22 protein-coding genes and 1 pseudogene are annotated in these 26220 nt (G+C 63.4%); 5 read left to right on the top strand and 18 right to left on the bottom strand.

All coding sequences use genetic code 11. The features are described 5' to 3' along the window. Positions 1-6 precede the first annotated feature (6 nt). The 7 genes and pseudogenes from VFB05_RS29675 to VFB05_RS29645 form a co-directional block, all read right to left on the bottom strand. Positions 7-1377 carry an ABC transporter substrate-binding protein gene (locus VFB05_RS29675; RefSeq protein ID WP_325019269.1) on the bottom strand — a complete coding sequence of 457 codons (1371 nt, stop codon included), beginning with the start codon at positions 1375-1377 and terminating at the stop codon, positions 7-9. A 548-nt stretch (positions 1378-1925) separates the two neighbouring features. Continuing rightward, a pseudogene (locus tag VFB05_RS29670) lies at positions 1926-2194 on the bottom strand (Ku protein); the annotation flags it as partial. Between the two features lie 401 nt (positions 2195-2595). After that, on the bottom strand, positions 2596-3267 hold the full coding sequence (locus tag VFB05_RS29665; protein WP_325019267.1) for a nucleotidyl transferase AbiEii/AbiGii toxin family protein: 672 nt from the start codon (positions 3265-3267) through the stop codon (positions 2596-2598). Continuing rightward, positions 3242-3610, bottom strand: a complete 369-nt coding sequence (locus VFB05_RS29660) for a hypothetical protein (protein ID WP_325019265.1) — start codon at positions 3608-3610, stop codon at positions 3242-3244. The genes VFB05_RS29665 and VFB05_RS29660 overlap by 26 nt, the downstream gene beginning before the upstream one ends. A gap of 221 nt (positions 3611-3831) precedes the next feature. After that, positions 3832-4113 carry a hypothetical protein gene (locus tag VFB05_RS29655; RefSeq protein ID WP_325019263.1) on the bottom strand — a complete coding sequence of 94 codons (282 nt, stop codon included), beginning with the start codon at positions 4111-4113 and terminating at the stop codon, positions 3832-3834. A gap of 218 nt (positions 4114-4331) precedes the next feature. Beyond that, the gene (locus VFB05_RS29650) at positions 4332-4631 is read right to left on the bottom strand and encodes an HU family DNA-binding protein (RefSeq protein WP_325019261.1); all 300 of its coding nucleotides are present in this window, start codon (positions 4629-4631) and stop codon (positions 4332-4334) included. 214 nt (positions 4632-4845) lie between these two features. Further along, a complete protein-coding gene (locus VFB05_RS29645; RefSeq protein ID WP_325019259.1) occupies positions 4846-5010 on the bottom strand; it encodes a hypothetical protein in 165 nt (54 codons plus the stop codon). 229 nt (positions 5011-5239) lie between these two features. Here VFB05_RS29645 and VFB05_RS29640 point away from each other — a divergent pair, with 229 nt between their 5' ends. Next, the gene (locus VFB05_RS29640) at positions 5240-5470 is read left to right on the top strand and encodes a hypothetical protein (RefSeq protein WP_325019257.1); all 231 of its coding nucleotides are present in this window, start codon (positions 5240-5242) and stop codon (positions 5468-5470) included. 9 nt (positions 5471-5479) lie between these two features. Here the strand turns inward: VFB05_RS29640 and VFB05_RS29635 are convergent, their stop codons facing one another. The 5 genes from VFB05_RS29635 to VFB05_RS29615 form a co-directional block, all read right to left on the bottom strand. Beyond that, positions 5480-6688, bottom strand: a complete 1209-nt coding sequence (locus VFB05_RS29635; protein ID WP_325019255.1) for a cytochrome P450 — start codon at positions 6686-6688, stop codon at positions 5480-5482. Positions 6689-6776: 88 nt separating this feature from the next. Beyond that, a complete protein-coding gene (locus VFB05_RS29630) occupies positions 6777-7541 on the bottom strand; it encodes a dienelactone hydrolase family protein (RefSeq protein ID WP_325019253.1) in 765 nt (254 codons plus the stop codon). A gap of 52 nt (positions 7542-7593) precedes the next feature. Beyond that, positions 7594-9327 (bottom strand): thiamine pyrophosphate-binding protein, encoded by a 1734-nt coding sequence (locus VFB05_RS29625; protein WP_325019251.1) that lies wholly within the window; start codon positions 9325-9327, stop codon positions 7594-7596. An 18-nt stretch (positions 9328-9345) separates the two neighbouring features. Then, positions 9346-10962, bottom strand: a complete 1617-nt coding sequence (locus tag VFB05_RS29620) for an FAD-binding dehydrogenase (RefSeq protein WP_325019249.1) — start codon at positions 10960-10962, stop codon at positions 9346-9348. A gap of 149 nt (positions 10963-11111) precedes the next feature. Beyond that, positions 11112-11693, bottom strand: a complete 582-nt coding sequence (locus VFB05_RS29615) for an NAD(P)H-dependent oxidoreductase (protein WP_325019247.1) — start codon at positions 11691-11693, stop codon at positions 11112-11114. Between the two features lie 227 nt (positions 11694-11920). Between VFB05_RS29615 and VFB05_RS29610 the strand changes: the two genes are divergently transcribed. Next, positions 11921-13177, top strand: coding sequence for a Spy/CpxP family protein refolding chaperone (locus VFB05_RS29610; protein ID WP_325019245.1), 1257 nt, complete (start codon positions 11921-11923; stop codon positions 13175-13177). 40 nt (positions 13178-13217) lie between these two features. Here VFB05_RS29610 and VFB05_RS29605 read toward each other — a convergent pair whose 3' ends face one another. From VFB05_RS29605 to VFB05_RS29585, 5 genes are all read right to left on the bottom strand, one after another. Next, a complete protein-coding gene (locus tag VFB05_RS29605) occupies positions 13218-14120 on the bottom strand; it encodes an alpha/beta hydrolase (protein ID WP_325019243.1) in 903 nt (300 codons plus the stop codon). 26 nt (positions 14121-14146) lie between these two features. Beyond that, entirely contained in the window at positions 14147-14881 is a 735-nt protein-coding gene (locus tag VFB05_RS29600; protein ID WP_325019241.1) for an ABC transporter ATP-binding protein, read from the bottom strand. After that, positions 14878-16011 (bottom strand): ABC transporter permease, encoded by a 1134-nt coding sequence (locus VFB05_RS29595; RefSeq protein WP_325019239.1) that lies wholly within the window; start codon positions 16009-16011, stop codon positions 14878-14880. The genes VFB05_RS29600 and VFB05_RS29595 overlap by 4 nt, the downstream gene beginning before the upstream one ends. A 9-nt stretch (positions 16012-16020) precedes the next feature. After that, positions 16021-17256: an acyltransferase gene (locus tag VFB05_RS29590; RefSeq protein ID WP_325019236.1), complete on the bottom strand. Its 1236-nt coding sequence runs from the start codon at positions 17254-17256 to the stop codon at positions 16021-16023. Positions 17257-17399: 143 nt separating this feature from the next. Then, entirely contained in the window at positions 17400-18428 is a 1029-nt protein-coding gene (locus VFB05_RS29585) for an AraC family transcriptional regulator (RefSeq protein WP_325019234.1), read from the bottom strand. Positions 18429-18600: 172 nt separating this feature from the next. On the opposite strand from VFB05_RS29585, the gene VFB05_RS29580 reads away from it, so the two are divergent. Both VFB05_RS29580 and VFB05_RS29575 read left to right on the top strand, forming a co-directional pair. Then, positions 18601-20235, top strand: a complete 1635-nt coding sequence (locus tag VFB05_RS29580) for an AMP-binding protein (protein ID WP_325019233.1) — start codon at positions 18601-18603, stop codon at positions 20233-20235. Between the two features lie 251 nt (positions 20236-20486). Further along, the gene (locus tag VFB05_RS29575; protein WP_325019231.1) at positions 20487-22244 is read left to right on the top strand and encodes an ATP-binding protein; all 1758 of its coding nucleotides are present in this window, start codon (positions 20487-20489) and stop codon (positions 22242-22244) included. A 45-nt stretch (positions 22245-22289) separates the two neighbouring features. Here the strand turns inward: VFB05_RS29575 and VFB05_RS29570 are convergent, their stop codons facing one another. Next, the gene (locus VFB05_RS29570; protein WP_325019229.1) at positions 22290-25391 is read right to left on the bottom strand and encodes an EAL domain-containing protein; all 3102 of its coding nucleotides are present in this window, start codon (positions 25389-25391) and stop codon (positions 22290-22292) included. A 172-nt stretch (positions 25392-25563) separates the two neighbouring features. Here VFB05_RS29570 and VFB05_RS29565 point away from each other — a divergent pair, with 172 nt between their 5' ends. Beyond that, complete coding sequence (locus VFB05_RS29565) at positions 25564-26142, top strand: peroxidase-related enzyme (protein WP_325019227.1); 579 nt, start codon at positions 25564-25566, stop codon at positions 26140-26142. Positions 26143-26220 lie beyond the last annotated feature (78 nt).

Here is a 26220-nt window from a genome sequence, read left to right as displayed (position 1 = left end):
GTCACGTCACTCCGACGCCACCGTCTTGCCCTGCTCGCCAAAGACCTTGGTCCAGTCCTTGACCAGCAGATCGAGCGCCTGCTGCGACGTGCCCTTGTCGGCCACGACATAGTCGTGCACCCGCTTCTGCATGTCGAGCAGCAGCTGCGCATAGGACGGCTCGGCCCAGAAGTCCTTCACGATCGCCATCGACTCCAGGAACTGCGGAGCAAACGGCGCGCTCTTGGGGAAGTCGGACGCGTCGACCACGGCCTTCAGCGCCGAGTAGCCGCCGAGCTGCCACCATTTCTGCTGCACTGCAGGCTGCGCAAACCACTTGATGTAGGCAAGCGCGTCATCCTTGTGGTCGGAGGTCGCGACAACAGAGATGCCCTGCCCGCCAAGCTGGGTGAAGTGCGCCTTGGGGCCGGCCGGATTGACAAAGAAGCCGATCTTGTCGCCGCCGACATTCGGATCCTTGTAAAGCCCGGGGAAGAAGGCGAACCAGTTCATCTGCATCGCCACCTGGCCGGATTTGAAGGCATCCAGGCCCTCCTGCATGTAGGCATTGGTCATGCCCGGCGCGGTGCAGCACTTGTACAGCTCCTTGTAGAACTCCAGTCCCTTCGCCGCGTCGGGCGAATTGACAAAGCCCTGCATCTGGTAGGCCTTCTTCGGATTCTCGTACTGGAAGCCGTAATTATAGAGCACGTTGGTCACGCCCATGGTGATGCCTTCCGAGCCGCGCTCGGTGAAGATGTAGGCGCCATAGACCTTCTTGCCGTCGATCTCGCGGCCCTGGAAGAACTCCGCCACCTGCTTCAGCTCGTCATAGGTCTTGGGCGGTGCCAGGTCGCGGCCGTATTTGGCCTTGAAGGCGGACTGGATTTCGGGACGGGCGAACCAGTCCTTGCGGTAGGTCCAGCCGACCGCGTCGGCCATGGCCGGCAGCGCCCAGTAGTTCGGCGTGTTCTTCGGCCATTGCGAGTAGCCGACCACCGTCGCCGGGACGAAATCGTCCATCGAGATCTTCTCCTTGTCGAAGAAGTCGTTGAGCTTGACGTACCATTTGTTCTCGGCGGCGCCGCCGATCCACTGGCTGTCGCCGATGATGAGGTCGCACAGCTTGCCGTGCGAGTTGAGCTCGTTGAGGAAGCGGTCGGCATAGCTCGTCCAGGGCACGAACTCGTATTTCATCTCGATGCCGGACTGCTTGGTGAAGTCCTTGCCCAGCTCGACCAGCGCATTGGCCGGATCCCAGGCCGCCCAACACAGCGTAAGCTGCTTGCCTTCCGCGCGCGCTGGCCCGCTTGCGAGGGCCGACACCGCAACGCCCGCGAACAGAGCAAGCGCGCCGCCCGCCCATTTCGACCACCTTCCAGTCGTAGATTTTCGCATGTGGTTTCCTCTCCTGACGCATTCCCTCGCCGCAATCGGAAGCGCCCCGGTCCGAGGTGCGGCTTGTTCATCGATGCCCGTGAGGGCCTGCATGCGAAGGGGTTGCCGAGGAAAAGCACGCGCGCGTGCCACTCCGCACGAGCGTGATTGATTCCTTGGGCCGCCTCCAGGCGCGATGTTCAGTTTAGTTTAATACTAAACATCCGATACCAGTTTGCGAAACCCGTCAAGAGGGGATTTGTCGTCTCGAAATACGTTTTTCGATGCAAAGTATGGCTGCAAAACTGCCATACCTTGCACATGCGGACAGCAAAGCCGCAGTGCAGGTGGCGATCGGAGCCGCAGAGCGACCGACCTGCTGGATGTTTATTAAACGGGAGAGGCTAAACTGGTTGGCTCGCGACTGCTTGGCGCTGCAGATCAAATACCGCACGATACCACTGCTCCTGGCTTGCCGCTTCGCTTGCGGTTGCTGAGATTGACCAGCGCGGCTTCTCGCAGTCGTCCTCGAACTTCTCGGGCCCGAACCGACGGACTTCTGGTCGACGACTGCGCACCTTGTACGGGTACCGCAGCAGCGTACCGATCACCCCCTCGTCCAGCGGCTCGAGTGCGATGATGTGCTCGCAGTTGGTCAGCAGCGACCCTGCCGATCGCGACCATTTCCTTGATGTTCTCGCGGATCACCGCGAAGGCGCCGTAGCCGACCTTGCCGTCGGGCCGCAGGTAATAAGGCCGGATCAGGTAGCGCGGGGTCGATCTCGGCCTAGTCAACGAACTCGTCGATCGTGATAGTGCGCGTCGACTCAAGGGCAATGCAGCCGTAGGCAAAGTGCGTCCCTACAAGTTCGTCCCCTAATCGGGGCAAAGTAGGTCCCCTAGCCTGAAGCACATCAAGCCCCGCCGGCGACGGCGGGGTCTTTGTTTCTGATCGGACTATCTGATACCCGCAGCCAAATGCGTCGGTTGCCACTTGTCCGTGGATTCCGCGGCGGCGGAGCCGATCTTCGATGACGTGCTGCAGAGCGGCGCTGCCCTTAGCCGCGGAAGCCAATTTCGGGGACATCCTTTGATTGGCAAAGGTCAGTTGGCAGGCCGAAATGCAGCATTCGTCCAGTGCGATTTCAACTATTTGCCGAAGAACTAGGGGACGAACTATGCCCGGCGCCGCACGCCCCCCGGCGGCGGGGGCAAAGTTGGTCGTCGAGGCACCTGATTTCAACTACACTGCATCCCGTTGTTCGGTTCGGCTTCATTTTTTGGGATCAGATTCCGAATCTCCGCGAGAGCTTCCAGTGCAAGTTCGCAGGATCTGTCGATGAATTCCTCGCCCCGCGAAGTTGAGTTAATAAGGTTTCTCATTTCCGACTGATACTGGCGCTTCGCAAGATTCAACCTGTTTAGCGCGGACGACACGACGTGATCGGTGACTGCCGGACATTGTGCAATCTCCCCTAGAGCCGAACGATCGTACAAGTAGATCGCGGCAAGATCGAAGGCGTCGCGCGCCGTGTACGTCGATGCTCGATAGACTAATTTTTTGGTCGCGATTTCTGCAGACCGCTCCGCAGCAATGGAGCGGTCGCGAAACTTCATTTGATACGTTGGATTGTCGATGTACGATGGGGCGTTCAGAAAATCGATCTCACCAACGTCGCCCAGAATGAGTTTCAGATACTTGCCTGGCCATTGCCACGTATCGCAAAGCGACTTCGTCACCGGGTTGATATTGGGCGCGAGTTTCTTCAAGACAGTGCTTGAATCCAAGAAAATATCAATGTCGTAGCTGATCCGATGACCCAGGATCTGCGCCAAGGCAGTGCCGCCACCGAACGTCCAGGATCCGGGCCCGCCCTCCACACTATCAAGTGCGATCAGCGCTTTCTGCATGAGATCTTCCCACCTCGAAGGAAGCCATCTCCCTGATCCATCTTTCATTCTCGGACTCCGTGACCTGCCAGGTGTCGATTGCCTTCAATAGATCGTCGAACGACACGAAATGATCCAAGACGAGATTGTGAATCACGGAAACATCGACCTCATCAAACAACGCCTGCACGTACACGCGCCATTTTCGTTCGAAATTTTGGCCTTTCAGACATGCCAGCAAAGTGTCTTCGTCGATGCGGAAGGGCATCGGCGTGTTGATCGTGGTCACGGCCGCAGTCAGGTTCTTGAACGCACTCTTCGACATCTTCGAAATATGGTGCCATTCGGAGAAAGCCTCAACCACCTCCCCTGTTTTATCGTTAACTCCTCGCGCGGCCGCCGGATAAGTTATTGATAACGTTTACGTTATGCCGCGTCACGGGATTACGTGGATGGCGCTTGACCCTGGAGTGAACGGTCCTTCCCGACTTCGTTCTGGAGGGTTTGAATTAGGGGACGTACTTTGCCGGGCATCCTCCGATTTCGCCAATTCGCATGGAATTCGGGTTGTGAGATTCCAACAGCTTACAAAGGCACTAAGGGACGTACTTTGGTCGGCGCAGCAGTGCGTTGGTGACGACCCGAGCTCCCGCTCTCACCCTGGCCGTGGGCCTTGTCAAAAGGGATATCGAAATAGACCGTCCCCAGGCTGAACTCGACAGCCTCCAGGTCGAGCGTGTACTCCGGCGCAGCAACGGAATCGAACAGTAGCAGTCGGGAGCGCGGAGTAATGTTGGCATTGACGTTCGCGTTGAGCATCGCCGAGAGATACCCCGCCAATAATGAGCTTCTTGCCTCGATCGGCATCAGCATTTCCTTTTGTCGGCGCTGCAAAGGCTGCTCTCTGTGCGTTGCGTTTTTCTCCTTAGCTCTTGATCCCCTGCTCGAGCCGTCCCTCTTGCGACTCTAAGCCGGCATGCCCGAAATCAAGGGGCGGTGGGCGGCGACGCCTGGCGAAAAGGGAAATGCCGCCGCCCCAAAAGCAAAGGCCCCCGGCGAGCGGGGGCCTTTATTCTTGGACGATTTTAGACGGCGTCCTTCGCGGCCTTCACCGGCCTTGCGCGCACGATCTTGCGTGCCGGCTTGGCCTTGAACATCATCTCCTCGCCGGTGAAGGGGTTGGTGCCCTTGCGCGCCTTGGTGGCCGGCTTCTTGACCACCACGAACTTCGCGAAGCCCGGCACCAGGAAGACGCCGTTCTTCTTCAGTTCCTTGTGGCCGACATCGACCATGGTATCCAGGACGTTCTTCACGTCGCGCTTGGAAAGTTCGGTTGCAGTCGAGATCTTCTCGAGCAGCTGCGATTTGGACAGTTGGGTAGCCATTGTGTCTCCTCTGATTCGTCCGATGGCGATATTAAACGAACCGGCAAAAACCTAGAGTCTTCTGCGCGAAAATGTTGGATTTTTCCGGGGTTTTCAGCCTTTTTTGTTCATCAAGGCCGAGAAAACACGCTCCTGCAGGCATTTTTGCACCTTTCACGCGCTGCAGCGTGCCTCCAAGCGTCTTTAGACAGATTCGCAGGCGCGCGCAAAACCCCTATTTTGACAGGCTTTCGAGCCGCTCGCGATAGGCGGCAAAGCCCTGGACAAGGTCCTTGCCATCGAGCCATTCGCCCCGCTCGTTCATCAAGCCGGCCTCCAGCATGGCCGCCGCACAGGGCCAGTGCAGGTCAACCCAGCGGGCAATCTCAGGCTCGGGCATCCCTTCCCGCCTGCAGATCCGCGCCGACATTTCGCGCGCCAGGGGCTCAATATTGGAGGTCATAAGGCAGCGCGCTTAGCTCCGGGCGGCGACGATTTCAAGGCGGGCCTCTTCAAATGCTTCGCATTGCCTGGGCGGCGTCGACGTCGCATAGTGCGCGGCAGCATTGATCCGTCACGGGCATCGCCGATTACCTGATGCGTTGCCTTAACTGAACAGCGAGCGCCGAATGACCAGCAGGACCCGCCTGTCCCTTGCCGTCGCAATTGCCGCCCTCCTCGCCTCGCCCGCGCTTGCTCAAAGCAGTGTCGGCGGCCCGACCAAGCCGACCAACCATGTCGGCGGCGCGACCACACATCCCAATCCCGTCGTCCCGCCGACCAAGGGCGTGACGGCCAACGCCACGCCATCGACCACGACGAAAACTCCATCCAACCCGACGTCGACCAAGAAGAAGTAGCACGCGCGATCAGAATCCCGCCGTGACCGGCAGCTTGTCGAGCGAGCGCAGGCCCGGGCGACGGCGCCAGCGCACATCGGCCGGCTTCACGGCGAGCTGCAATCGCGGCCATCGCGTGAACAGGGCCTGCAGACCGCAGCCCGCCTCGATCCGGGCGAGCTGATGACCGAGGCAGAAATGGATTCCGGTGCCGAATGCGAGATGCCGGTTCGGCCGGCGTGCGAGGTCGAGCTTCTCGGAGTGATCATTGGCCGACGGATCCAGATTGGCCGCAACGATCATTGCCATCACCCGGTCGCCCTTTTTCAAGCTGACGCCGTCGAGCACGAGATCCTCGCGCGCATAGCGCGGCTTTGAAAATTGCACCGGCGCGACGAAGCGCAGGAATTCCTCGATGGCGAGACTGAGCCCGCCCCAGTCGGAGGTGAGCCTGGAGCGCTGCGCCGGATCCTGCAATAGCTCGAATGTCGCGCCGCTGATCAGATGGGTGGTGGTCTCCGAACCCGCGATCAGGAGCAGGAACAGCATCGCCACCATCTCATCGCCGCTGATGCGCAGCCCTTCGCTCTCGACCCGCACGAGCTCTGCGATCAGGCCTTCGCCGCCGCGCCTGCGTGCCTGGTCAAGCCGCGCCTCGAAATAGCGGCGCATCTTTCTCACCACGCCTATCATGGTGAAGAAGCTGATCGGTCCCGTGAGGCGGCCCATCGCGTTGGCCCAGGATATGAATTGCGGCCGGTCCGCCTGCGGCAGGCCCAAAAGCTCGCAGATCACCGACAAGGGCAGGATACGCGCAAAGCGCAGGACGAGATCGGCCGGCTCGCCATCCGCGAACAGCTCGTCCGCAAGACCATCGGCGATGGCGCGAATGCGCGGCTCCATGTCGAGCACGGCGTGGCGGCGGAACGCCTCATCGACGAGGCCGCGCAGACGCGTGTGGTCAGGCTCGTCCGTCGTGAGCATGTTGTTGGCAAGCACGGTCACGGTTGAAGGCATCCACCAGCGCAAGCCGGCCACCGTGCCGTCCTCCTTGCGCAGGGTGAAATGCTCCGAATCCTTCAGGACGCGCGCGGTGGCCTCGTAGGTCGTGGTGACCCAGACCCGCCCCATGACCGGAAAAGTGGTGGCGACGAAGGGCCCGAGCGCGCGCAAGCGCGCCACCGCAGCACCTGGATCGCGGAAAAATGCCTCGCTTGCGAAATCGACAGGCTGCGCCATGCATCGCTCCCGCCTGGTTGCGCCCGGAAGATGGGATGCGAACCCATCGGCGCAAGGTGTGGAACCCGCTGGACCAGATGGCGCTCGCTCAGCCGCTCCCAAGATGCGCGGCGAAGAAGCGCGTCACCCTTCCGATGGCATCTGATGTCGCAGGATCAGTATCGGAAAAATCAAAGCCGTGCGTCTTGCCGGGATAGATGACCTGCTCGGCCTCGCCGCCGGCGGCCTTGGCGAGGCGCACCAGCCTTTCGCCCTCACGCAAGGGAACGTTGCTGTCCGCCTCACCATGCAGTTCAAGCAGCGGCGGCAAGTGCTTGACCTCGCTTGCCATCAGGTCCGGCAGCCCGCCATAGAGCACGGCGAGTGCCGCAACCCGCTCATCGCGGAGCGCTGTGGCCGCGGCGACATAACCGCCGAGCGAAAAGCCGAGCAGACCAATGCGGCCGGAACTGTCGGGACGCGCCAACACCGCGCTGACCGCCGCCGAAATTCGCCTGACCCAGTCGTCGTACCGCGCAGTGTCATGCGCCTCCCGCTCCTGCTTGGTCCCATTTGCAAAGATGCGGACGTCAGCTTCGGAGAGGTAACGGACGAGATAGCAGTCAATCCCCGCGGCCTTTAGCGAATTTGCGTGGCGCTCATAGGCGGCGGGCTTCATTTCGATGCCGCGCGCGCCATGCAACAGCAGCACGGCCGAGCGTCGGGCCGTTCCGTCCGCGCCGACCCGCGACATCGTCATATCGCCTTCATCCGTCCTGACGATGAGCTGGTCTGTGGCAGCCGCCGCGGCATCGCCAAGCGCCGGAAGCAGCGCAAGACCGAGCAATGCGGTGCGTCGACTTATCCTTTGCATGCAATGTCTCGATACGTGATGTTGAGATTTGACTGCAGCGGGGCCTGACGCGCTACCCCGTCACATGGCGCACGGCGGCGCGGGCGAGGAAGCGCAGCTTTTCATTGAGCGGGAAGCGGCCGAAATTGGTCTTCACCGCGCCGAGCGTAAAGGCCGTCTTCCTGGAATAGTCGATCTTCACCGCGACGATCACCGGCCGGCCGGTAGCGGCGATGCTGCGGGCGCTGCTGATGGCCTCCGCGATCTCGCCGTTGTCGTTCATGGCGACAAAGGCCGCGCCGGTTGCCAGCGCGACGCCTTCGATGTTGAGCTTGCCGATGGTCGTGGCGGGCTTGCGGCCATAGGGAATCGATTGCGCCTGGGCGATCTGGGCAAGCTCGCCATCGTTGAAAACATAATAGACGACGCCGAGATTGTTGCTTGCGGCCGTCAGGATCTCCATGCAGGTCATCATGAAGGCGCCGTCGCCGACGATCGCCTGCACGCTGCGGTCGGGAAAGGCGAGCTTGGCGCCGATCGCCGCCGGCACCGCGTAGCCCATGCAGTTGAAGTCGGTCGGCAGGATCACGCTCTTGGGCGCGTGGATCGGCATCAGCTCGGCAGTCAGGAAGGTGTGGTTGCCGTCGTCGACGGCGAGGATGCCATCGTCGGGCGTCTGGCGCCGCAGCTCATCGAAGAAGCGGACCGGATTGACGATGCCGTTCGCATCATTGCGGTACCAGCTCTCGCGGTAGGCGGCCTTGTCCTTTTCTATCTGGCCGCGCAGCGCCTCGTTCGGCGGCCGCCGCGGCGCCTTTGCTTCCAGGCCGGCGAGCAGCTGCTTCAGCGCAGCCCCGGCATCGCCGGCAATGGCAACCTTGGCCGGATAATTGGCGTTGAACACGGCGGGGTTGATGTCGATGTGGATGAGATTGTCCGGCACGCTGGCGCCATAGCTGCCGGTAGCGATCTCGGCAAAGCGGGTGCCGATCGCGACCATGCAATCGCAATCCTTGAACGCGTTCTGGGCCGCCGGCACCGCCGAGGCGCCAAAGCCGAACCCGGTGTGCAGCGGATGATTGCCGGGAAACACGGACAGTCCCTGCAGCGTCGTCGCCACCGGCGCCTGCAGATAATCCGCAAGCTTGACAAGCTCGGCCGTCGCATCGCGCGTGCCCCAGCCGGCGAAGATGCCGGGGCGTTTTGCAGCGAGCAGCAAATCGGCCGCACGCGCGATCTCCGCGCCCGCCTCGAGCGTCGGCAGCTTTGCCGGCTGAAACTGCGGGAGATCGCTGACCTCGTCGGTCATCAGCAGGATATTGACCGGCAGCTCGACGAACACCGGCCCCGGCTCGCCCGAGGTCGCGATCTCATAGGCCTTGAACAGCGTCGGCACCACCTCCTCATGGCTGACCACACGAAACGTCGCCTTGGTCAGTCCACTCATGAATTTGTGGGTGTCCATCTGGTGCAGCTGATAGCGGTGCTCCGTGTCGGTGCGCGGTCCGCCGGAAATCACCAGCATCGGCACACCGTCAAGAAAGGCCTCGCCAATGCCGCTGGCCGCATGTGTGAGCCCTGCGGCCGGCACCACCGTCAGGACGCCGATGGAATCGGACAGCCGGCCGACCGCATCCGCCATGAAGGACGCGCCGCCCTCATGGGTGACCAGCACCTGGGTGATGCGGTTGGAGCTGTTGAGCGCATCATAAAGCTCGGTCGTGTGCACGCCGGGAATGCCGAAGGTGAAGCGCGCGCCGATCTGCTCCAGCGCATAGACGGTGAGCCAGGCGCCTGTCCGTTTCATGGGTGGTCCCCTATCCGTTCAAAGATCGCGGCCACAGATCGCCGCCGCCGCCCGTCGGCCGGAGAAGATGCAGCCGCCGAGAAACGTGCCCTCCAGCGCCCGCAGGCCATGCATGCCGCCGCCGCCGAAGCCCGCGGCCTCGCCGACCGCATAAAGGCCTGCAATCGGCTGTCCGGCAGAATCAAGCACCCGCGAGTGCAAATCCGTCATGATGCCGCCGAGGCTCTTGCGGCTGATGATGAATTCACGAACCGCGATCAGCGGCAATGCCTTGGTATCCCCGATCGGCTGGAACTTGCATAGACGGATACGGTCGCCGCGATAATTCCGCAAGTACGCGATGCGGCGCAGCTGCTCGTCATTCATCAGGCTTTTGCCCCGCGCGATCGTGGCGTCATAGGAGGCGACCGCATCCTGGACCGCCTCAAGCTCGACCGCCTGGTCGCCCTGCAGCGCGTTCATCTTCTCGACCAGCTCGGGCAGGGAATTGGCGGTGACAAAGTCCTGGCAGTGATCGAGCATCTCCTTCACCAGCCATTTGTTGCCGAGCAGGATGTCGCGCGCAAACCCGAGCTTGTTCTTCTCCCGGATCGACGGGTTGAACTCGGCGCCCGAGATCGCAAGCTCCTTGAGCGCAATCTTGCGGTTCATCAGCTGCCAGGAATATTGCCGCCCCTGGCCGCAGATGTCTCTCACCAGCCTGCGCGTGTCAAAGCCCGAGACCAGCGGCTGCGGCCCGATCCGCTCGCCCTTCCAGTTGAGCCAGAGCGCCGAGCGTGGCGGCACCAGCGACAGCCCGTGATTTTCCTTGCGCGGCCGCGGGTGGTGCACGCCGGCGGCGTAATTCCACATCCGGTCGAGGTGCGTGAGCACGCCCCCGAGTGCCGCCGTCGCATCATGCAGCCGCCCATCGGCGAAGCGATGCGAGCCGTTCAACAGCACCTCCGGCGGGCTCCCCCAATCGGAATGCCAGTTCTGCCTGACCCGCGCGAGGTCGCCGCCATTGATGCCGCCGGCGGCAACGACCACCTGCTCGGCCGCAACCTCGAACGGCGCGCCGGTTGTCTCATCGATCCCCGCCGCACCGCTCACGCGCCCGCCGGCTCGCGTGATCTGATCCACACGGTGATTGAAGCGCAAGGTCAATCGCCCCGCGTTCGGATGCGCCCTCAAGCCGCCTATCAGCGCGTCCGTGATGCCCTTGCCGGTGCCCCAGGCCACATGAAAGCGCGGCACCGAGTTGCCGGGCACGAACTCGCCGCGCTCGACCCAGTTCACCACCGGCAGGAAGCTCACCCCGAAACGCCGCACCCAATGGTGGATGTCGGCGGTGCAGCGCTCGACATAGGCCGCGGCCCAGGCGCGCGGCAAACGCTCCTCCTCGCCGAACTCCGCAAAGCTCAGCCAGTCGCGCAGCGCGAGATCTTGCGAATCCCGGATGCCCTGGCGTCTCTGCTCCGGCGAATCGACAAAGAACATCCCGCCAAAACTCTCGCGCGCCAGCCCGCCGAAGGCCGCCTCCTCGTCCCGGTCGAGCAGCGTAATGGTCTTGCCGCCATCCAGCAGATCGAGCGCGGTCGCAATCCCGGCGATCCCTGCGCCGACGATCAGGACATCGCAGTATTGGTCCGGCATGCCCCCACGCTCCCTCCGCCCCGCGATTGCTCTGTCGCTTGGGCACCTCGCAACGCGAGTAGCACGGTTCGAGGCCGCTGTGGATTGGAAAGATCAAATTGCGCAAATGCCGGCGACTGCACTCGGTTGAAGCGCTCAGCGGCCGGCGCTCAGTTGCCACGCGCGGCGCATTTGCGCATGTCTTCGATCCATCTCGCGCGCTTTTTCTCGTCAGCGAAGGTCAGCCCGTAGAGGTTCTCCCGGATCGGCTTGATTCCGGCGAAGGCCAGCATGCTGCGCTCGAATCCGCGCACCCCAAAGGCGCCGAAGTACCAGCGATAGAGCAGCGTGGGCATCCCCATGGTCACAACGATACGAGCCGAGCGCCCCGCGAGCAGGCGCTGGGGGAACGCCTTTTCCCTGTATTCCATGGCAAAGCCCGGCCGGAAAATATGTTCGAGAAATCCCTTGAAGAGCGCCGGCATGGTTCCGTGCCACAGGGGAAACAAGAACACCCAGTGCTCTGCCCAGCGCATGTCATCACGCGGCTGTACCAGGTCCGCCGGCAACGCGCCGGTCTCAAAGTCCTGTTGCGTGCGCAACAGAGGAAACTCAAGCTTCGCCACCTCAATGCGCCGGACCTGATGTCCCGACGAGACCGCTGTTTCGGCATAGGCGTCGGCCATCGCGTTCAGCAGGTGATGGCCGGCCGGATCCGGATGGCCCTGGATGATTGCGATACGCTTGGCCATAGAATGCTCCTGCGCGCGAGGCAGCTTGCGCCGCTCTTCCTAATGCGCCCGATTGGACCAGGCTTGATCTATGTCAGCGACGCCGGTGAATGCGCGTCTGCCCTTGCACTCCAGCGCATTGCGGCCGATCTTGACCGCGACGAATTGATCCGATCGCTGCCACCTGGAACTTTCGATCCTGCCACGCGTCCTAAGTGACGCCACGAAGGCCTGGCACGGGAGGTGCCGTGTCGAAGATTGGCACAGCAATTGTCGCCGTCCTGCTGGTGAGCGCCCTCTCTGGCGCTGCAGATGCACGTCGGCACCTTGGCCTCGGTCCACTCGCCGGGTTCACGCGTCTGTTTGCAGGCGGATTGTTCGTTCGCGGTCGTGTGCACCACCGCCATGCGCGCGTCCATCGGATCGAGCACGTTGCCGCGCCCTCGCAAGACGCCGTTGCGCCGACGAATGAGCGCGCTGGCGAAGAGAAGCTCGCTGTCGGGAGCCTGTTCACCGCCCCCGATTCACGCCGGCAGATCGCCGCAGATGCCGCGCTTGCCTTCTGGCATCGCGGCCAAAGCGCGACAGTCGGATGGTGGTCGCATGGCCACGGCGGATATGGCTGGGTCGGACCGCTGTTCTGGCCGTTCGCCGCTAATGATATTTATGGCTACACCATCTTTGCTGATGGCACAGGTTTCTGGGACTACGGCTACCCTGATGTCTATGCTGGACTCTTCGGGCCTTACGGCTATGACGAGTTGGCGGCCTATATGACGCCGAACTCAGGCGCCCGAACAGGGCGGAAGATTCCGCCGCTACAGCAATTCTGCGGTGCAGCCGAGCACGAAATTGCCGCCCTCGCTATCAGCCGAATCCAGCAGGCGATTCAGCCGAGCGATGAACAGCGCGCCGTGCTGGACCGTCTTGCCGACGCATCCAACTCGGCTGCGCAGAGCATTCAGGCGTCTTGTCCAACACAGGCCGCTTCAACTGCACCTGCGCGATTGGCCCTCATGCAACAGCGCGTTGCGGCCCTCCTCAAGGCCGTCACCTCTCTCGAACCACCGCTGCAGGAGTTCTATGACCTGCTGCATGACGACCAAAAAGCGCGCCTCAACGCGCTCGCCCGCAATCAACCCAAGCTGGCGGCCGCAACTGCCGAAATTGCGGCGCCAGCCCGGGGATGCGACGCATCCGGATCAGCTGCGTTGCAATGGCCGGCCGGCGAGATTGAGAGCAGGCTTCACCCGACGGAAGCCCAGCGCGAGCCGCTTGACCGGCTCCAGCGCGCAAACGCCGACGCCGTCGATCTTCTGAGCTATGAATGTCGGCCGACGGACGCGAACACGCCATCCGATCGCCTGGCCGCTGTGGATCGTCGGCTTGATGCCCTGCAACAGGCCATCAACCTGGTGATTCTTCCCCTGGAAGACCTTTACGCCAGCCTGGGCGATGAGCAGAAGGCTCAGTTCGAACGGATCGGCCAGGATCGCGCGCGGTGACGGTCGCGTAGCCCAACGCGACTTCGTCCGGCACCCTGGCTTATGTCACGGCAGACGGCGCCTCTGCCAGGAACCGGCCGATCCGTGCAATTGCCTGATGTGCTTCCGGCAACACCGGGACGAAGAGCTGGAAGCCATGCGGCATGCGCGGCCAGACTTCGAGCCGGCTTTGCGCGTTGTGCTGCCTCAACTTCTCCGCCATGCGTACGGCATCGTCGAGCAGGATCTCGTCGCTGCCGACCTGGATCAGCACCGGCGGTAATCCTGATGTGTCGCCGTAAAGCGGCGAGGCATAAGGATGTCGCGGATCAGCGCCGGCGAGATAGCAGCGCGCGAGGCTCGGCAGATCCCGAGCTGTGAGCATGGGATCCGACGCAGCATTTTCCGTCAGCGAGGCGCCGGTCAGGGCGAGATCGGTCCAGGGCGACATGGAAACGGCGGCGCGCGGCAATGGAGTGCCCCCATCGCGCAGTCTGAGCAACAGGCAGAGAATAAGGCCCCCTCCGGCCGAATCTCCCATGACGAACAGCTCACGGACGGCCGGCTGGTCGGCGAGCCAGTCATATGCAGCGACGGCATCGCCCAGCGCCACCGGAAAGGGATTTTCCGGCGCCAGTGGATATTCGAGCGCCCAGATATGGGCTTTTGCGGCGTTTGCAATGCGCCAGGTGAAATGCCGATAGTAGACCGGCGCTCCTGAAACGTAACCGCCGCCGTGCAGATAGAGCACGTGGCGGCCTGGATGCGAGGCCGGCGTCGTGATCCGGTGAAAGCGGAGCCGGCCGGCCTCGACCAGCCGGGTCTCGGTGCTGCGCGGCGGGCGCGGCACCCATCTCTCCATGCTGCGCATCCTGTCACGCCACGCCGCTACGCTGAAATCTCCGTCCCGGCGCTTCATGACGGTGCGCAGGCCAAGCCGCACGAGTTCGCCGCGGACGCTCATTCTCGGCCTTTATGGGTCAAGATGGTTCAAGGCCTGAGCGCCGCCGCTTTTGGCACTCGCAGTTGCTCGGGCCCGTCCGATTTCTCATTCACCAACAGGCCGTCCTCGATCTCGATGATCCGGTCGGCGAACGGAATGATACGGGGATCGTGGGTGACGACCAGCACCGCCCGGTCGCGTTCATGTGCGGTCTCCGCGAGAATACGCATGATCGTACGGCCATTGTCGCCATCGAGCGCCGAGGTCGGTTCGTCGGCGAGGATGACGGACGGGTTGGCGACAATGGCGCGCGCAATCGCAACCCTCTGCTGCTCGCCTCCGCTCAAGGCATTCGGTCGCGACCTTGCCTTCTGCTCAAGCCCGACCAGGCCAAGCGCTGCGCGCGCTCTTTTCGCCGCGGCCCGGCCGTGTTCGCCGCGGATATCGAGCGCCATCTGGACATTCTGCGCAGCCGTCAGGGTCGGAAACAGATGATAGGACTGAAACACAAAACCGAAATGGTCGCGGCGAAGCTTGGCCAGAGCCTCCTTGTCGGCATGCTCCGTCGAGGTGCCGCAGATGCTGAGCGTGCCCGAGCTCGGTGCCAGCATGCAGCCCAGAATGAGCAGCAGCGTGGTCTTGCCGCTGCCGGACGGGCCCATCAGCAGCGTGAGCTCGCCCCTGCGCAAGGAAAGGTCGATGCCGCGCAAGGCCTGCACCTGCCCGGCGCCTCTGCCGAGCGTCTTCCGGAGCTCCCTGGCTTCGATGATGATTTCATTCATCGCATGAATACCGTGGCAGGATCGATCCGGACCACGCGGATGATGGCCCCGATGCCCGAGCTCACGCACATGACAATCGTGAGCGCTAACAGGGCTGCGACCAGCCATGGCGTGATCACGATGGGTAATGCACTCTTGGCCGTCATCTCCACCACCACATAGCCGATCGCCGCGGCGAGGACGAAGCCGATCACCGCATTCAGCAGCGCCTGATAAATGATGACATTGTAGATGTAATTGTTGGACGAACCCATGGCACGGAGCGTGGCAAACTCGCTCAGATGATCTTTCGTCGATGAATAGAGCGTTTGCGCAACAATCACCGTGCCGACGATCACCCCGAGCAGAGCCCCCGCAAACAGCGCCGCCCCGGCACCGGTGCCGAACAGCCAGAACGAGCGGCTGCGGCTGCGGAATTCATCCGCGGTCAGCACCTCGGCGTCGCCGACCTGGGCACGGACGGCGTCGATCGCCTTGGCCCGATCCGTATCAGGCTTGAGGCGGGCGACCAGGTCGCTGGCGCGATTGGGAAACGTGCCGGTGTAGAGCCGCGCGTTCTTCAGATCGACGAAGACAAAGGGCGTGGTGGTGAACGAGCGGATGCCGTCCGTCAGCGCGACCACCTTGACCCGCCGACCGCGGATCTCGGCGGTGGCGCCAAGCCCCTTGATCCCGAGCCGGTCGAAATAGGATCGGTCCACGGCCACCCCGCCCGACTGCGAGAGCGCGTGGACATCCCCATCGACGACGTTCCAGGGCGATAGCACGCCCTCCTTCAAATCGGTGCCGATGACAAAAACGGGGGTCATCTCGCCCGAGTCGAGCCGCCAGTCCGAAAATCCAATGACAAGCGGCACCACGGACGCAACGCCATCCACCGCCGCAACCTTCTCACGCAGCTTGAGGTCGAGCAGCGAGGGGTCCTCGAAACATTTCGCGCCCTTCGGAATCACCCAGAGGTCGGCATTGGCATGGTCAATCATGGTCGTGACCATACGGCCGAAGCCCAGGAACAGACCCATCTGGATCATCACCAGCACGACCGAGAACACGATCCCGACGAGGGTGGCGATGAAGCGCAGCCGGTCGTGGAAGAGATTGCGCGACGCAAGCGTCATGACCAGAGACATCAGCGGCCCTCATGGTGTTTGGTCGGCAATCGCCCCTTTGTGCTGGACTGTTGCCGGACCCCGCACCAGCGCCCTGGCAGCCGTCCTGCCGAACGTCTTGCCGCTGGCACTCGCAGCCCAACTCAGCGCCAACGCAGCCGCGAAGACGACGAACACCTTAGCGTACGCGCTCAGTGTCGTGCCGATCAACGCATATTGCAGCCACAGCACAAAGACATAATGCACGAGATAGATGCCGTAGGCGTTGGCCGCGAGACTATCAAGCAGGCGATGACGCATGCGAAGCAGCCGCAATGTGACGGCGAGATAGGCCAGGACACCGGTCGCGCAGGCAACCGGAAAAGCCAGCGCCGCCGCCAACCTGTCCGAGACCGGGCTCGCGTTCCAGTCCGGCAGGGTCAGCGATGTCAGGCCGCCCCATATGCAGAAGCAGATCGTAGCCGCCGCGAGCCAGGCAAGCCAATTCCGCGCGAGAGGCCCGTCGAGGCGCAGCAGGCTTCGCGCCGAGCCGTCGCTGCCGATGGCGAAGGCCACGAAGAAATAGAGCAGGTATTGCAAAGGCCGGCAAAGCTGAAACGAGAACGGCCCGAGATAGGTCCAATCCCAGGGCGTAAAGGCCATCGCCAGCGGAACGTACGCCAGAACCGACAGCCCGACGAGCGCCGCGAAGAAGGTAAGCGATCGATCGCTCAGTTGCCCGACCAGGTCGCTCAACCTATCGCGCCATCGCGGTGCCAGGCCGTACAGGGCGGCCGCGAGCATGCTGAGCACGAACAGCTGCCACAAAAACCATTGCGGGCCCGAGGGCCACATCGGCAGCGCGCGCCAATGCCGCCAGAAGGCGATGAGCGACGGATCAGCGGCGGTCAGCCGATAGGACGCGTAATATGCAAGCGGGCTGAGAGTTGCGACGGCCAGCACGAAAGGCAGCCCGATGCGCCACCCTCGCTCGAAGAGATAGGCAAGAGGGCCCTTGCGAGCGAGGCTGATCGGCGCGAACAGGCCGGCGAGAAAAAACATCAGCGTCATCAAACTGATGTCCTGCCAGGCGCAAAACAGGTCGAAACCGAACCAGCGCTCGCGATCGATGATCGGGAAGGCAATCCATCGATAGGGTGTCGCATCAAAGGCAAAGGGCTGCGCCGGCTGCGACGCAAGGTAGGGCAGCACCGAATGAAAGGCGACCACCAGGAGGATGACGACGGCGCGCAGGTTGCTCAGTGGCACGTTCAGCTGTGAGGTCATGCGGCGCCGCGGCAGAAATTCCGGCTCCCTGACGGAACCAACTCGGAGGTGTCGCTCGTTGTTCCTAGCCACGCGCTGGCCTGAGCTCCGGAGATGAGAAATACCTGACATTTCTCCGCGACCTCGAAAGCCTGCGCTGCCCGTCACGACGACGCCGTCACGGGCCCGTGCAGCAATTGACTCCGGTACTGCCCCGGCGACAGGTTGAACCAGCGTTTGCAGGCGCGGAAGAAGCTCGACTGGTCGGCAAAGCCGAGCAGATAGGCGGCCTGCGCCAGTGACAAATGCAGCCGGCCGAGATACTGGTCCGCAAGCTCGCGGCGGGTGTCATCCAGGAGCTGCACGAACGAGGTCTTTTCGTCCTCGAGCCGTCGTTGCAGCGTTCGTTCGCTCATATGGAGCTCGGAGGCCACATCGTCGCGGCGCGGCTCGCCGTCCGGAAGCTTGCGGATGATCGCTTCGCGCACCCGATAGCTGGTCTGGGCGTGATCGAACTGCCGCAGATATTCGCCGGCGTAGCGCTCGTGCAATTCGGCGAGCTGCGGATTGAAGGTCGGCAGCTTGAGATCCAAATCGGCACGGGAGAATGTCAGGCTGTTGCGCTCGGCACCAAAGGTCACGGGGCAGCGAAACGCGGCGCGGTAGGGCAAGAGATCCGCAGGCGCCGGAAAAGCCAGTTCGACCGCGCACGGCGAAATCTCGCTGCGCACGATCCAGCGGCAGAAGCTCACCACGGTGACGAAGATATATTCGATGCGCTGGCGCGGGATCGGGCGCTCGCCGCCGAACAGCACAAAGTCGATGCGACTGCCGTCCGCCTCCTCGGTCATGGTCATCGTCAGCGCGTCCGAGAGAATGAGCAGATAGCGGATCAGGCGCTCGAAGGCGGAGCGCAGATCCGGGCAGGACATCATGGTGTAGCCGACCACGTCGAAGCTTGCCGGACGCGCCACCTGGTGCTGGGCGAGCGCAATCGCGGGGTTGCGCGAGCGCTCCACCGCAAGATCCCAGAGATGGCTCAGCTTCTCGGTCGCAAGCCGTGCGGACGGTCCCTCGATCTGCGCCGGGTCGACGCCGGCCGTCGCAAACAGCTTTGCGACATCGAGGCCCTCGGCAGCCAGCATCTCCGCCATGCCCCTCACCCACACGGCCGATGTGGTCCGCTTGCTCATCCCTTGAAACGTCCCCTTCGCGGCATTGGCCTTGCCCGGCCATCAGAATGGCTCCGTCGGTCACTGACAGGCCCAGGTCCGGCTGGCTAAATGCGTCGACCACTATATGACACGAAATCGCCCCCCTCGCCACGTCAAGCGGGGCGCGAGAGCAAGAAGGGACCGAGCTTCCATGACCAGGCACTGGCTATCCAGCTACGGCCCGCGGGTCCCCGCCGATATCGATCCGAACGCCTTTTCATCGGTGCGTGCCATGCTCGAGGGCGCGATGACGCGCTATGCCGACAAACCCGCGTTCCGCTGCTTCGGCCAGACGCTCACCTATGCCGATACCGACCGCCTGTCGCGCAATTTCGCGGCGTTCCTGCAAGCCAAGCTCGGCGTCAAAAAGGGTGACCGCATTGCGGTGATGCTGCCGAACCTGCCGGCCTTTCCGCTTGCCATGCTCGGCATCATCCGGGCCGGCGCGATCCAGGTCAATGTCAACCCGCTCTATACGCCGCGCGAGCTGGCGCACCAGCTCCACGATGCCGGGGTGAAGACCATGATCGTCTTCGCCGGCGTGTCGGCGACGCTTGCCGAAATCATCGGCGACAGCGGTGTTGAACAGATCATCAGTGTCGGCCTCGCCGACGGCACGCCAGCGCAGCTGCCGAGCCCTCCGGTCGATGCCAGGCTCAAGCACGTCACCGCGTTCACTGACGCATTGGCACTCGGCGCGGCGCTGCCGCTGTCCTCTCCGCCGCTGTCGGGCGACGACATATTATTCCTGCAATATACCGGCGGCACCACCGGACTTTCCAAGGGCGCGGCGCTGTCGCATCGCAACCTCGTCGCCAATACCGAGCAGTACAAGGCGTTCATGCTGGATGCCCTGCAGCCGGGCGAGGAAGTCGTCGTTACGGCGCTGCCGCTCTACCACATCTTCGCATTGATGGTAAATTTCATCACCTACTTCTCGATCGGCGCGGAGAACTGGCTGGTGCCCAACCCGCGCGACATGGCGGGGTTCGTCGAGACCTTGAAGCAGGCGCGCCCCACCGTCTTCACCGGCGTCAACACGCTGTTTGCCGGGCTCCTGATACAGCCGAATATCGGCGAGGTCGATTTCTCGCGGCTGAAGGTCGCGATCGGCGGCGGCGCCGCGGTGCTGCCGACGACCTCGGAGCAATGGCAGCGGCTCACCGGCAAGCACATCCTCGAAGGCTATGGCCTGTCCGAGACCTCGCCGGTGCTGACCCTCAATCCGATGACCCGCGAAGGCTTCTCCGGCACGGTGGGCCTGCCGTTACCGTCGACCGACATCAAGCTGCTCGGCGAGAACGATGTCGAGGTAGGTCCCGGCGAAGCCGGTGAAATCTGCGCCCGCGGGCCGCAGGTGATGCGCGGCTATTGGAAGCAGGACGAGGCCAACGCGAAGGCGTTCACGGCGGACGGCTATTTCCGCACCGGCGATGTCGGCGTGTTTGATGGTAGCGGCTATCTGCGAATCGTCGACCGCAAGAAGGACATGATCATCGTGTCCGGCTTCAACGTCTATCCCAACGAGGTCGAGGCCATTGCGGCGGCCTGCACCGGCGTTGCCGAATGTGCCTGCGTCGGCCGGCCCGATCAGAAGACCGGCGAGTCGATCGTGCTGTTCGCGTCCAAAATGCCGGGGACTGCGATCAACGAAGCCGACGTCATCGCACATTGCCGGCGCGAGCTCACCGCCTACAAGGTCCCGAAAGAGGTGCGCTTCGTCGAGGCGCTGCCGAAATCCAATGTCGGAAAGATCCTGCGCAAGGATCTGCGCACGCTGCTCTAGGGGCGCGGCAGGTCGCAGAGTTCCTTAACAAGGAACCGCTTCGCGACTTGGTAAACCATGCGTTAAGCAGTTTCGTCCCGGAGCGAAGATCCGCGCAGCATTAGCGGCAGTTGCAGGTAATCCGTGGTAGAGGTCGCACGCAGACGCCCGATCCTGCGCAATAATGCGGCAGTTTTTATGAACAACGGCGTCCAGCGGCTTAACCGTTTCTCCAGCGACACACGCCATAGTCGTGGCCTGTCAATTCGCAAATGCCAGGTTCAATTGTTGTGACATCCCTTGGACGTGTGATTTCGGTGCGCGGCTCGTCTGCCCGGGTCGGCATGTTGGCCGCAAGCCAGATGCCGATGTCGGAGATACGCGCAACCGTCGGCCGCTTCGTCTCCATCCGCTCCGGCGCCTCGACCATCGTCGCCATGATCACCGAGGTGTCCTGTGAGGATTTGCCCGTCACGGATACCTATGTCGCGACCGCTGGCGTCGACTTGCTCGGCGAGATCTTGCCCGGCGACCGCCCCAAATTCCAGCGCGGCGTCACCAATTACCCAACCATTGGCGATCCGGTCGCATTGATCAGCGCCGAAGAGCTGCGCACCATCTATGCACCGACCGGCGCCGACCAGATCAATGTCGGCACGTTGCAGCAGGACCGCTCGGTGACGGCCTATGTGGATGTCGAGGAAATGCTGTCGAAGCATTTCGCGGTGCTCGGCTCGACCGGCGTCGGCAAATCGACCGGCGTGTCGCTCCTGCTCAACGAGATCCTGCTGGCACGGCCGAACCTGCGCGTCTTTCTGCTGGACGTGCACAACGAATATGGGCGCTGCTTCGGCAGCCGCGCGATGGTGCTCAACCCGCGCAATCTGAAACTGCCGTTCTGGCTGTTCAATTTCGAGGAAATCGTCGACGTGCTGTTCGGCGGCCGCCCGGGCGTGCCGGAGGAGCTCGATGTGCTCGCGGAGGTCATTCCGCAGGCCAAGGCGATCTACACCCAATACCAGAACTCCGATCGCCTGGGGCTCAAGCGCGCCGATCCCAAGGCGGTCGGCTACACCGTCGATACGCCGGTGCCGTATCGCCTGGTCGACTTGATCTCGCTCATCGACGAGCGCATGGGCAAGCTGGAGAACCGCTCCTCGCGCATCATCTATCACAAGCTGATCTCGCGCATCGAAACCGTGCGCAACGATCCGCGCTACGGCTTCATGTTCGACAACGCCAATGTCGGCGGCGACACCATGGCCGAGGTGATCAGCCATTTGTTCCGGCTGCCCGCCAACAGCAAGCCGATGACGGTCATGCAGCTTGCCGGCTTCCCCGCCGAGGTCGTGGACTCCGTGGTCTCGGTGGTCTGCCGCATGGCCTTCGATTTCGGCCTGTGGAGCGATGGCGTCTCGCCGATGCTGTTCGTCTGCGAGGAGGCCCACCGCTACGCCTCCGCCGACCGCAATATCGGGTTCGGCCCAACCCGCAAGGCGATCTCGCGCATCGCCAAGGAGGGCCGCAAATACGGCGTCTATCTCGGCCTCATCACCCAGCGTCCCGCCGAGCTCGACGCCACCATCATCTCCCAGTGCAACACGCTGTTCTCGATGCGGCTTGCCAACGAGCGCGACCAGGCCCTGATGCGCTCGGCAGTCTCGGACGCCGCTGCGAACCTGTTGTCCTTTGTCCCGTCGCTCGGCAGCCGCGAGGTGCTGGCCTTCGGCGAAGGCGTGGCGCTGCCGACGCGGCTGCGCTTCAAGGAGGTGCCGGCCCATCAATTGCCGCGCAGCGAGGCCACCATCGCGACCGTGCCGTCAGTCTCCGCCGGCCATGATCTGCATTTCGTCGGCGCAGTGCTGGAGCGCTGGCGCGGCGCCACCTCCAACCGCGACGCGGCGCCCCCCGAGTCCGGGTTCGAACGTGTGCCGCCGCGCGCGCCGTCATTGATGGAAGCGCCGATGCTGCAGCCCTCCCAGGGCCTCGATCCCGACCGCTTCTCGCTGTTGAAGAAGCCGCTGCGCTGAACGCGGCAGCGCCGACGCGACATTCAAACCAGAGCGCTGCCCTCTCTATGCGAAGCTCTGGGCTATCCGGGGTGCGACGTCCATGACGATGTCCCGATAATGCTCGATCGGCCGCGGCCGACCGATCAGATAGCCCTGCATCTCGTCGCAGCCTTCGCGCACCAGCGTGGCCAGCTGCTCCGCCGTCTCGACACCCTCGGCCAACACGGGAAGATCGAGGCCGTGTGCAAGGCCGATGACGGCGCGGACGATGGCGAGCGAACGTTCGGTTCGACCGATGCCGATGACGAAGGAGCGGTCGATCTTGATCCGGTCGAGCGGGAATGCCTCGAGATAAGAGAGCGACGAATAACCGGTGCCGAAATCGTCGAGCGAGATCCGCACCCCGAGCGATTTCAGCGCTTCCAGCACCGACCTCGCATGCGGCGCGTCCTCGACCAGCACGCCCTCGGTGAGCTCGAGCTCGAGCCGGGCCGCTTCGATTCCCGTCTCCTCCAGGACGTCGCGCACCAGGCCCTCCAGATTGCCCCGCCGGAACTGAACAGCGGAGACGTTGACCGCGACCTGCAGCGCGCCCTGCCATGAGGCCGCCTCGCGGCAGGCCTCGCGCAGCACCCATTCGCCGATCGGCACGATCAGGCCGCTCTCCTCGGCGAGCGGTATGAAGTCCGAGGGCGGAATGCGGCCGCGCAACGGATGCTGCCAGCGCACCAGCGCCTCGAAGCCGATGATCTGGCCCTGCTTGGACTGCTGCGGCTGATACTCCAGGAACAGCTCGTTGTTGGCGACCGCGGAGCGCAGATCCTGCTCCAGCGCGCCGCGCTCGCGCAGCTGCTTGTCCATCGCGGCGGTGAAGAAGCGGATGGTGCCGCGCCCTTCATGCTTGGCACGGTAGAGCGCCGCGTCGGCATTGGCGAGCAGGCTGATCTGATCGGCTCCGTCGCGCGGATAGACGGCAAGGCCGACACTGAGATTGAGGTCGAAAGCATGGCCGGAGATCTCGATCTTCTCGCCCAGCGCGTCATGCAGGCGGGTCGCGAGCAGCTCCGCGGCCGAGGCCGCCGGCGCAGCCTCGCAAACCGCGACAAACTCGTCGCCGCCGACGCGGGCGATGAAGGCGTTCGGCCCGGCCTGTGCAAAGCGGCGCGCGACCTCGCGCAGCACCTGGTCGCCGGTGGCATGGCCGTGGAGATCGTTGATCTGCTTGAAGCGGTCGAGATCGATGCAGAGCACGGCAAAGCCGCCGCCAGCCTCGCGCGCCCGCGCGATCAGGCGCGTCAAATGATCGTCGAGCGCCGCCCGGTTCGGCAGGTCGGTCAGCCCGTCGTGCCAGGCGAGATGGCGAATCCGCCGCTCCGTGCGGTTGCGCTCGGTGACGTCGATCGCAACGGTGACATGGGCGTCGCGACCGTCATAGCGCAGCGCGCGAGATTCGACCGCAAGCTCGATCACGCGGCCATCAGAGGTACGGTGCCGGCGCGAGGGGCCGGTCTCCGCGATTGACGGCACCGCCTGCAGGTCCAGCTCATGCATCGCAAGCAGGTCATCGCCGCTATAGCCGTAATGCCCGCACATCGCGGCATTCACGGCCAGCAGGCGGCCGGTGTCGGCGTCCGTGACCCACATCGGCAGCGGATTTTCCTCGAACAACAGCCGGAACGAGGCCTCGCGGCGCTTCAGCTCGGTGATGTCGATGCGCACGCCGATATTGCCGCCGTCGGCGGTGCGCCGCTCCTCGATCCGCAGCCAGCGGTCGCCCGCCAGCTGCTGCTCGTGCGAGCAGTGATCCTGCATGCGCCGCGCCAGGCGCTCGCTCAGCCACTCCTCCTCACGGCCGATGGCGTCAGCATAAAGCCCCCGGGACAGACCGTCCCGCACGACCTCTTCGAAGGTCATGCCGGCTCTCAGAATGTCATGACCTAGGGAATAGATATCAGCATACTGCCGGTTCCAGAGAACCAGGCGATCATCCCTGTCGTAGACGGCGAGGCCTTCGGACACCACGTCGAGCGCTTCGGTCAGCCTGGTGTGGATGCTGCGCGCGCGCGCCTCGGCGCGTTCCGCATTGGCCTTGGCCTCGGTCAGGGCCTGCTCGGTCTGGTGGCGCTGGGTGATGTCCTCATGTGTCGCGACCCAGCCGCCATCAGGCATCGGACGATGGCAGATGCGCACGACCCGCCCGCTGGCGAGCTCGACGATACTGTCGGATTCCTTGTCCGTGATGACGGGACTGTCGCGCCAGCGCAGATATTCTTCGCCGGTCATTTTTGGACCGGCGCCTGCCTTGAAGCGGAGCTCGACGATGTCCTTCAGCAACATGCCCGGGCGCACGTCGTCGGGCGAAAGGCTGTAGATTTCGCAATATTGGCGGTTGCTGACGATCAGCCGCTTCGCGCCGTCGAAGAAACAGAGGCCCTGCGACATGTTGTTGAGCGCGGTGTCGAACCGCGCTGCGATCGTCTCGGCCCGGGCATGTTCGGCGCGCGTCCGTTCGCTTTCGGCGGCGAGCCGCGAGTGCGATGCGACCAGTTCGACCATCGCAGCGAAACTGGTGTTGAGCATCCGCACGAACAGCGCCAGAAACAGCGCGAGATTGACACCGATCGCAACCAGCGCCGGTTCGCCAGACAGCAGGAACAGCACCGCGATCGGCAGTCCGGAAATCAGCAATGTCAACCGCGCGGCACTCGGCAGGCTGCCGAGACAATAGGCGCTGATCGCGGACGCCATGAAGATGGTGAGCGAGATCGGCGCCCGCAAGCCAGGATCAACCGAGCCGAACAGCACGACAGTCCAGACCGAAAAGCCGACATCGAGGATCAGCGTCAGCGTGCGTCCCCGAAGGAGATGAGCGCGGGCCTCCTCAGGCGTCGGGACATGGTCCTTCAATCGCAGCCAGCAGGCCATCCGGTAGATGCTGGCTGCAATGAGCACGCCAGGAAAGGCAAAGCGGAGCCACCATGAGAAGTCCGACGGCAGCACGACGGCAACGCTGATGCTGTCGAGCACAAGGATCGCATAGAGCAGCGGAACCTGGGCGGTGAGCGCGCGGAACTGCTCGCGCAACAGCGCGCGATCAAGCGGCGTGTCGGCATCGCCGACCGAAAACCAGCCGCCGATCGTCCTCAGCATCCCTGTGCGGGGCATTGTCACACGTGTTTCGCTCCCTCTCCCGCCTGGACAATAGGACGCCCGCGCGAAAAGCCGCGTAAACATCCATGGTCAATGCGCGCTTAAGCGCCCGCAGAAGTGGCTTACCAGGGGTTAACGGCCGGGGTAACCTTGGATGGAATCGCGTTTTCCTCGGAGACACTCGACAATGACCCAGCCGCCCGCCAAACGTTTCCCCGCGCCCGCGCTCGACAAGCTGCCGGACGACATCCGCGCTCGCCTGCTCGCTGTGCAGGAAAAGTCGGGCTTCATTCCGAACGTGTTCCTCACCCTGGCGTACCGGCCGGCCGAGTTCCGCGCCTTCTTTGCCTATCACGACGCACTGATGGACAAGGAGAGTGGGCTCACCAAGGCCGAGCGGGAGATGATCGTGGTGGCGACCTCGGCCGCCAATCAATGCCAGTATTGCGTGATCGCGCATGGCGCCATCCTGCGCATTCGCGCCAAGAACCCGCTGATCGCGGATCAGGTCGCGGTCAACTACCGCAAGGCCGACATCACGCCGCGCCAGAGGGCGATGCTGGATTTTGCCCTGAAGGTCGCGCTCGAGGCGCATGTGGTGTCGGAGTCGGATTTTGCGGCGCTCGCCGCCCACGGCTTGTCCGACGACGACATCTGGGACATCGCCGCGATTGCCGCCTTCTTCGCACTGTCGAACCGCCTCGCCAATGTCACGGGCATGCGGCCGAATGACGAGTTTTACCTGATGGGGCGCGTGCCGAAATAGCGGCGGACTTCAAGCGCGGCGAGATGAATGAGCCATGCGGCGCGCTTGCGCGTCGTGCCATGAGGCGTGTGGCAATCC

Origin of the sequence: Bradyrhizobium sp. (assembly GCF_035652035.1) — a bacterium.
GTDB lineage: Bacteria > Pseudomonadota > Alphaproteobacteria > Rhizobiales > Xanthobacteraceae > Bradyrhizobium.
Note: the sequence above shows the minus strand (reverse complement) of the source record. Positions and strands in the feature narration are given on the sequence as shown.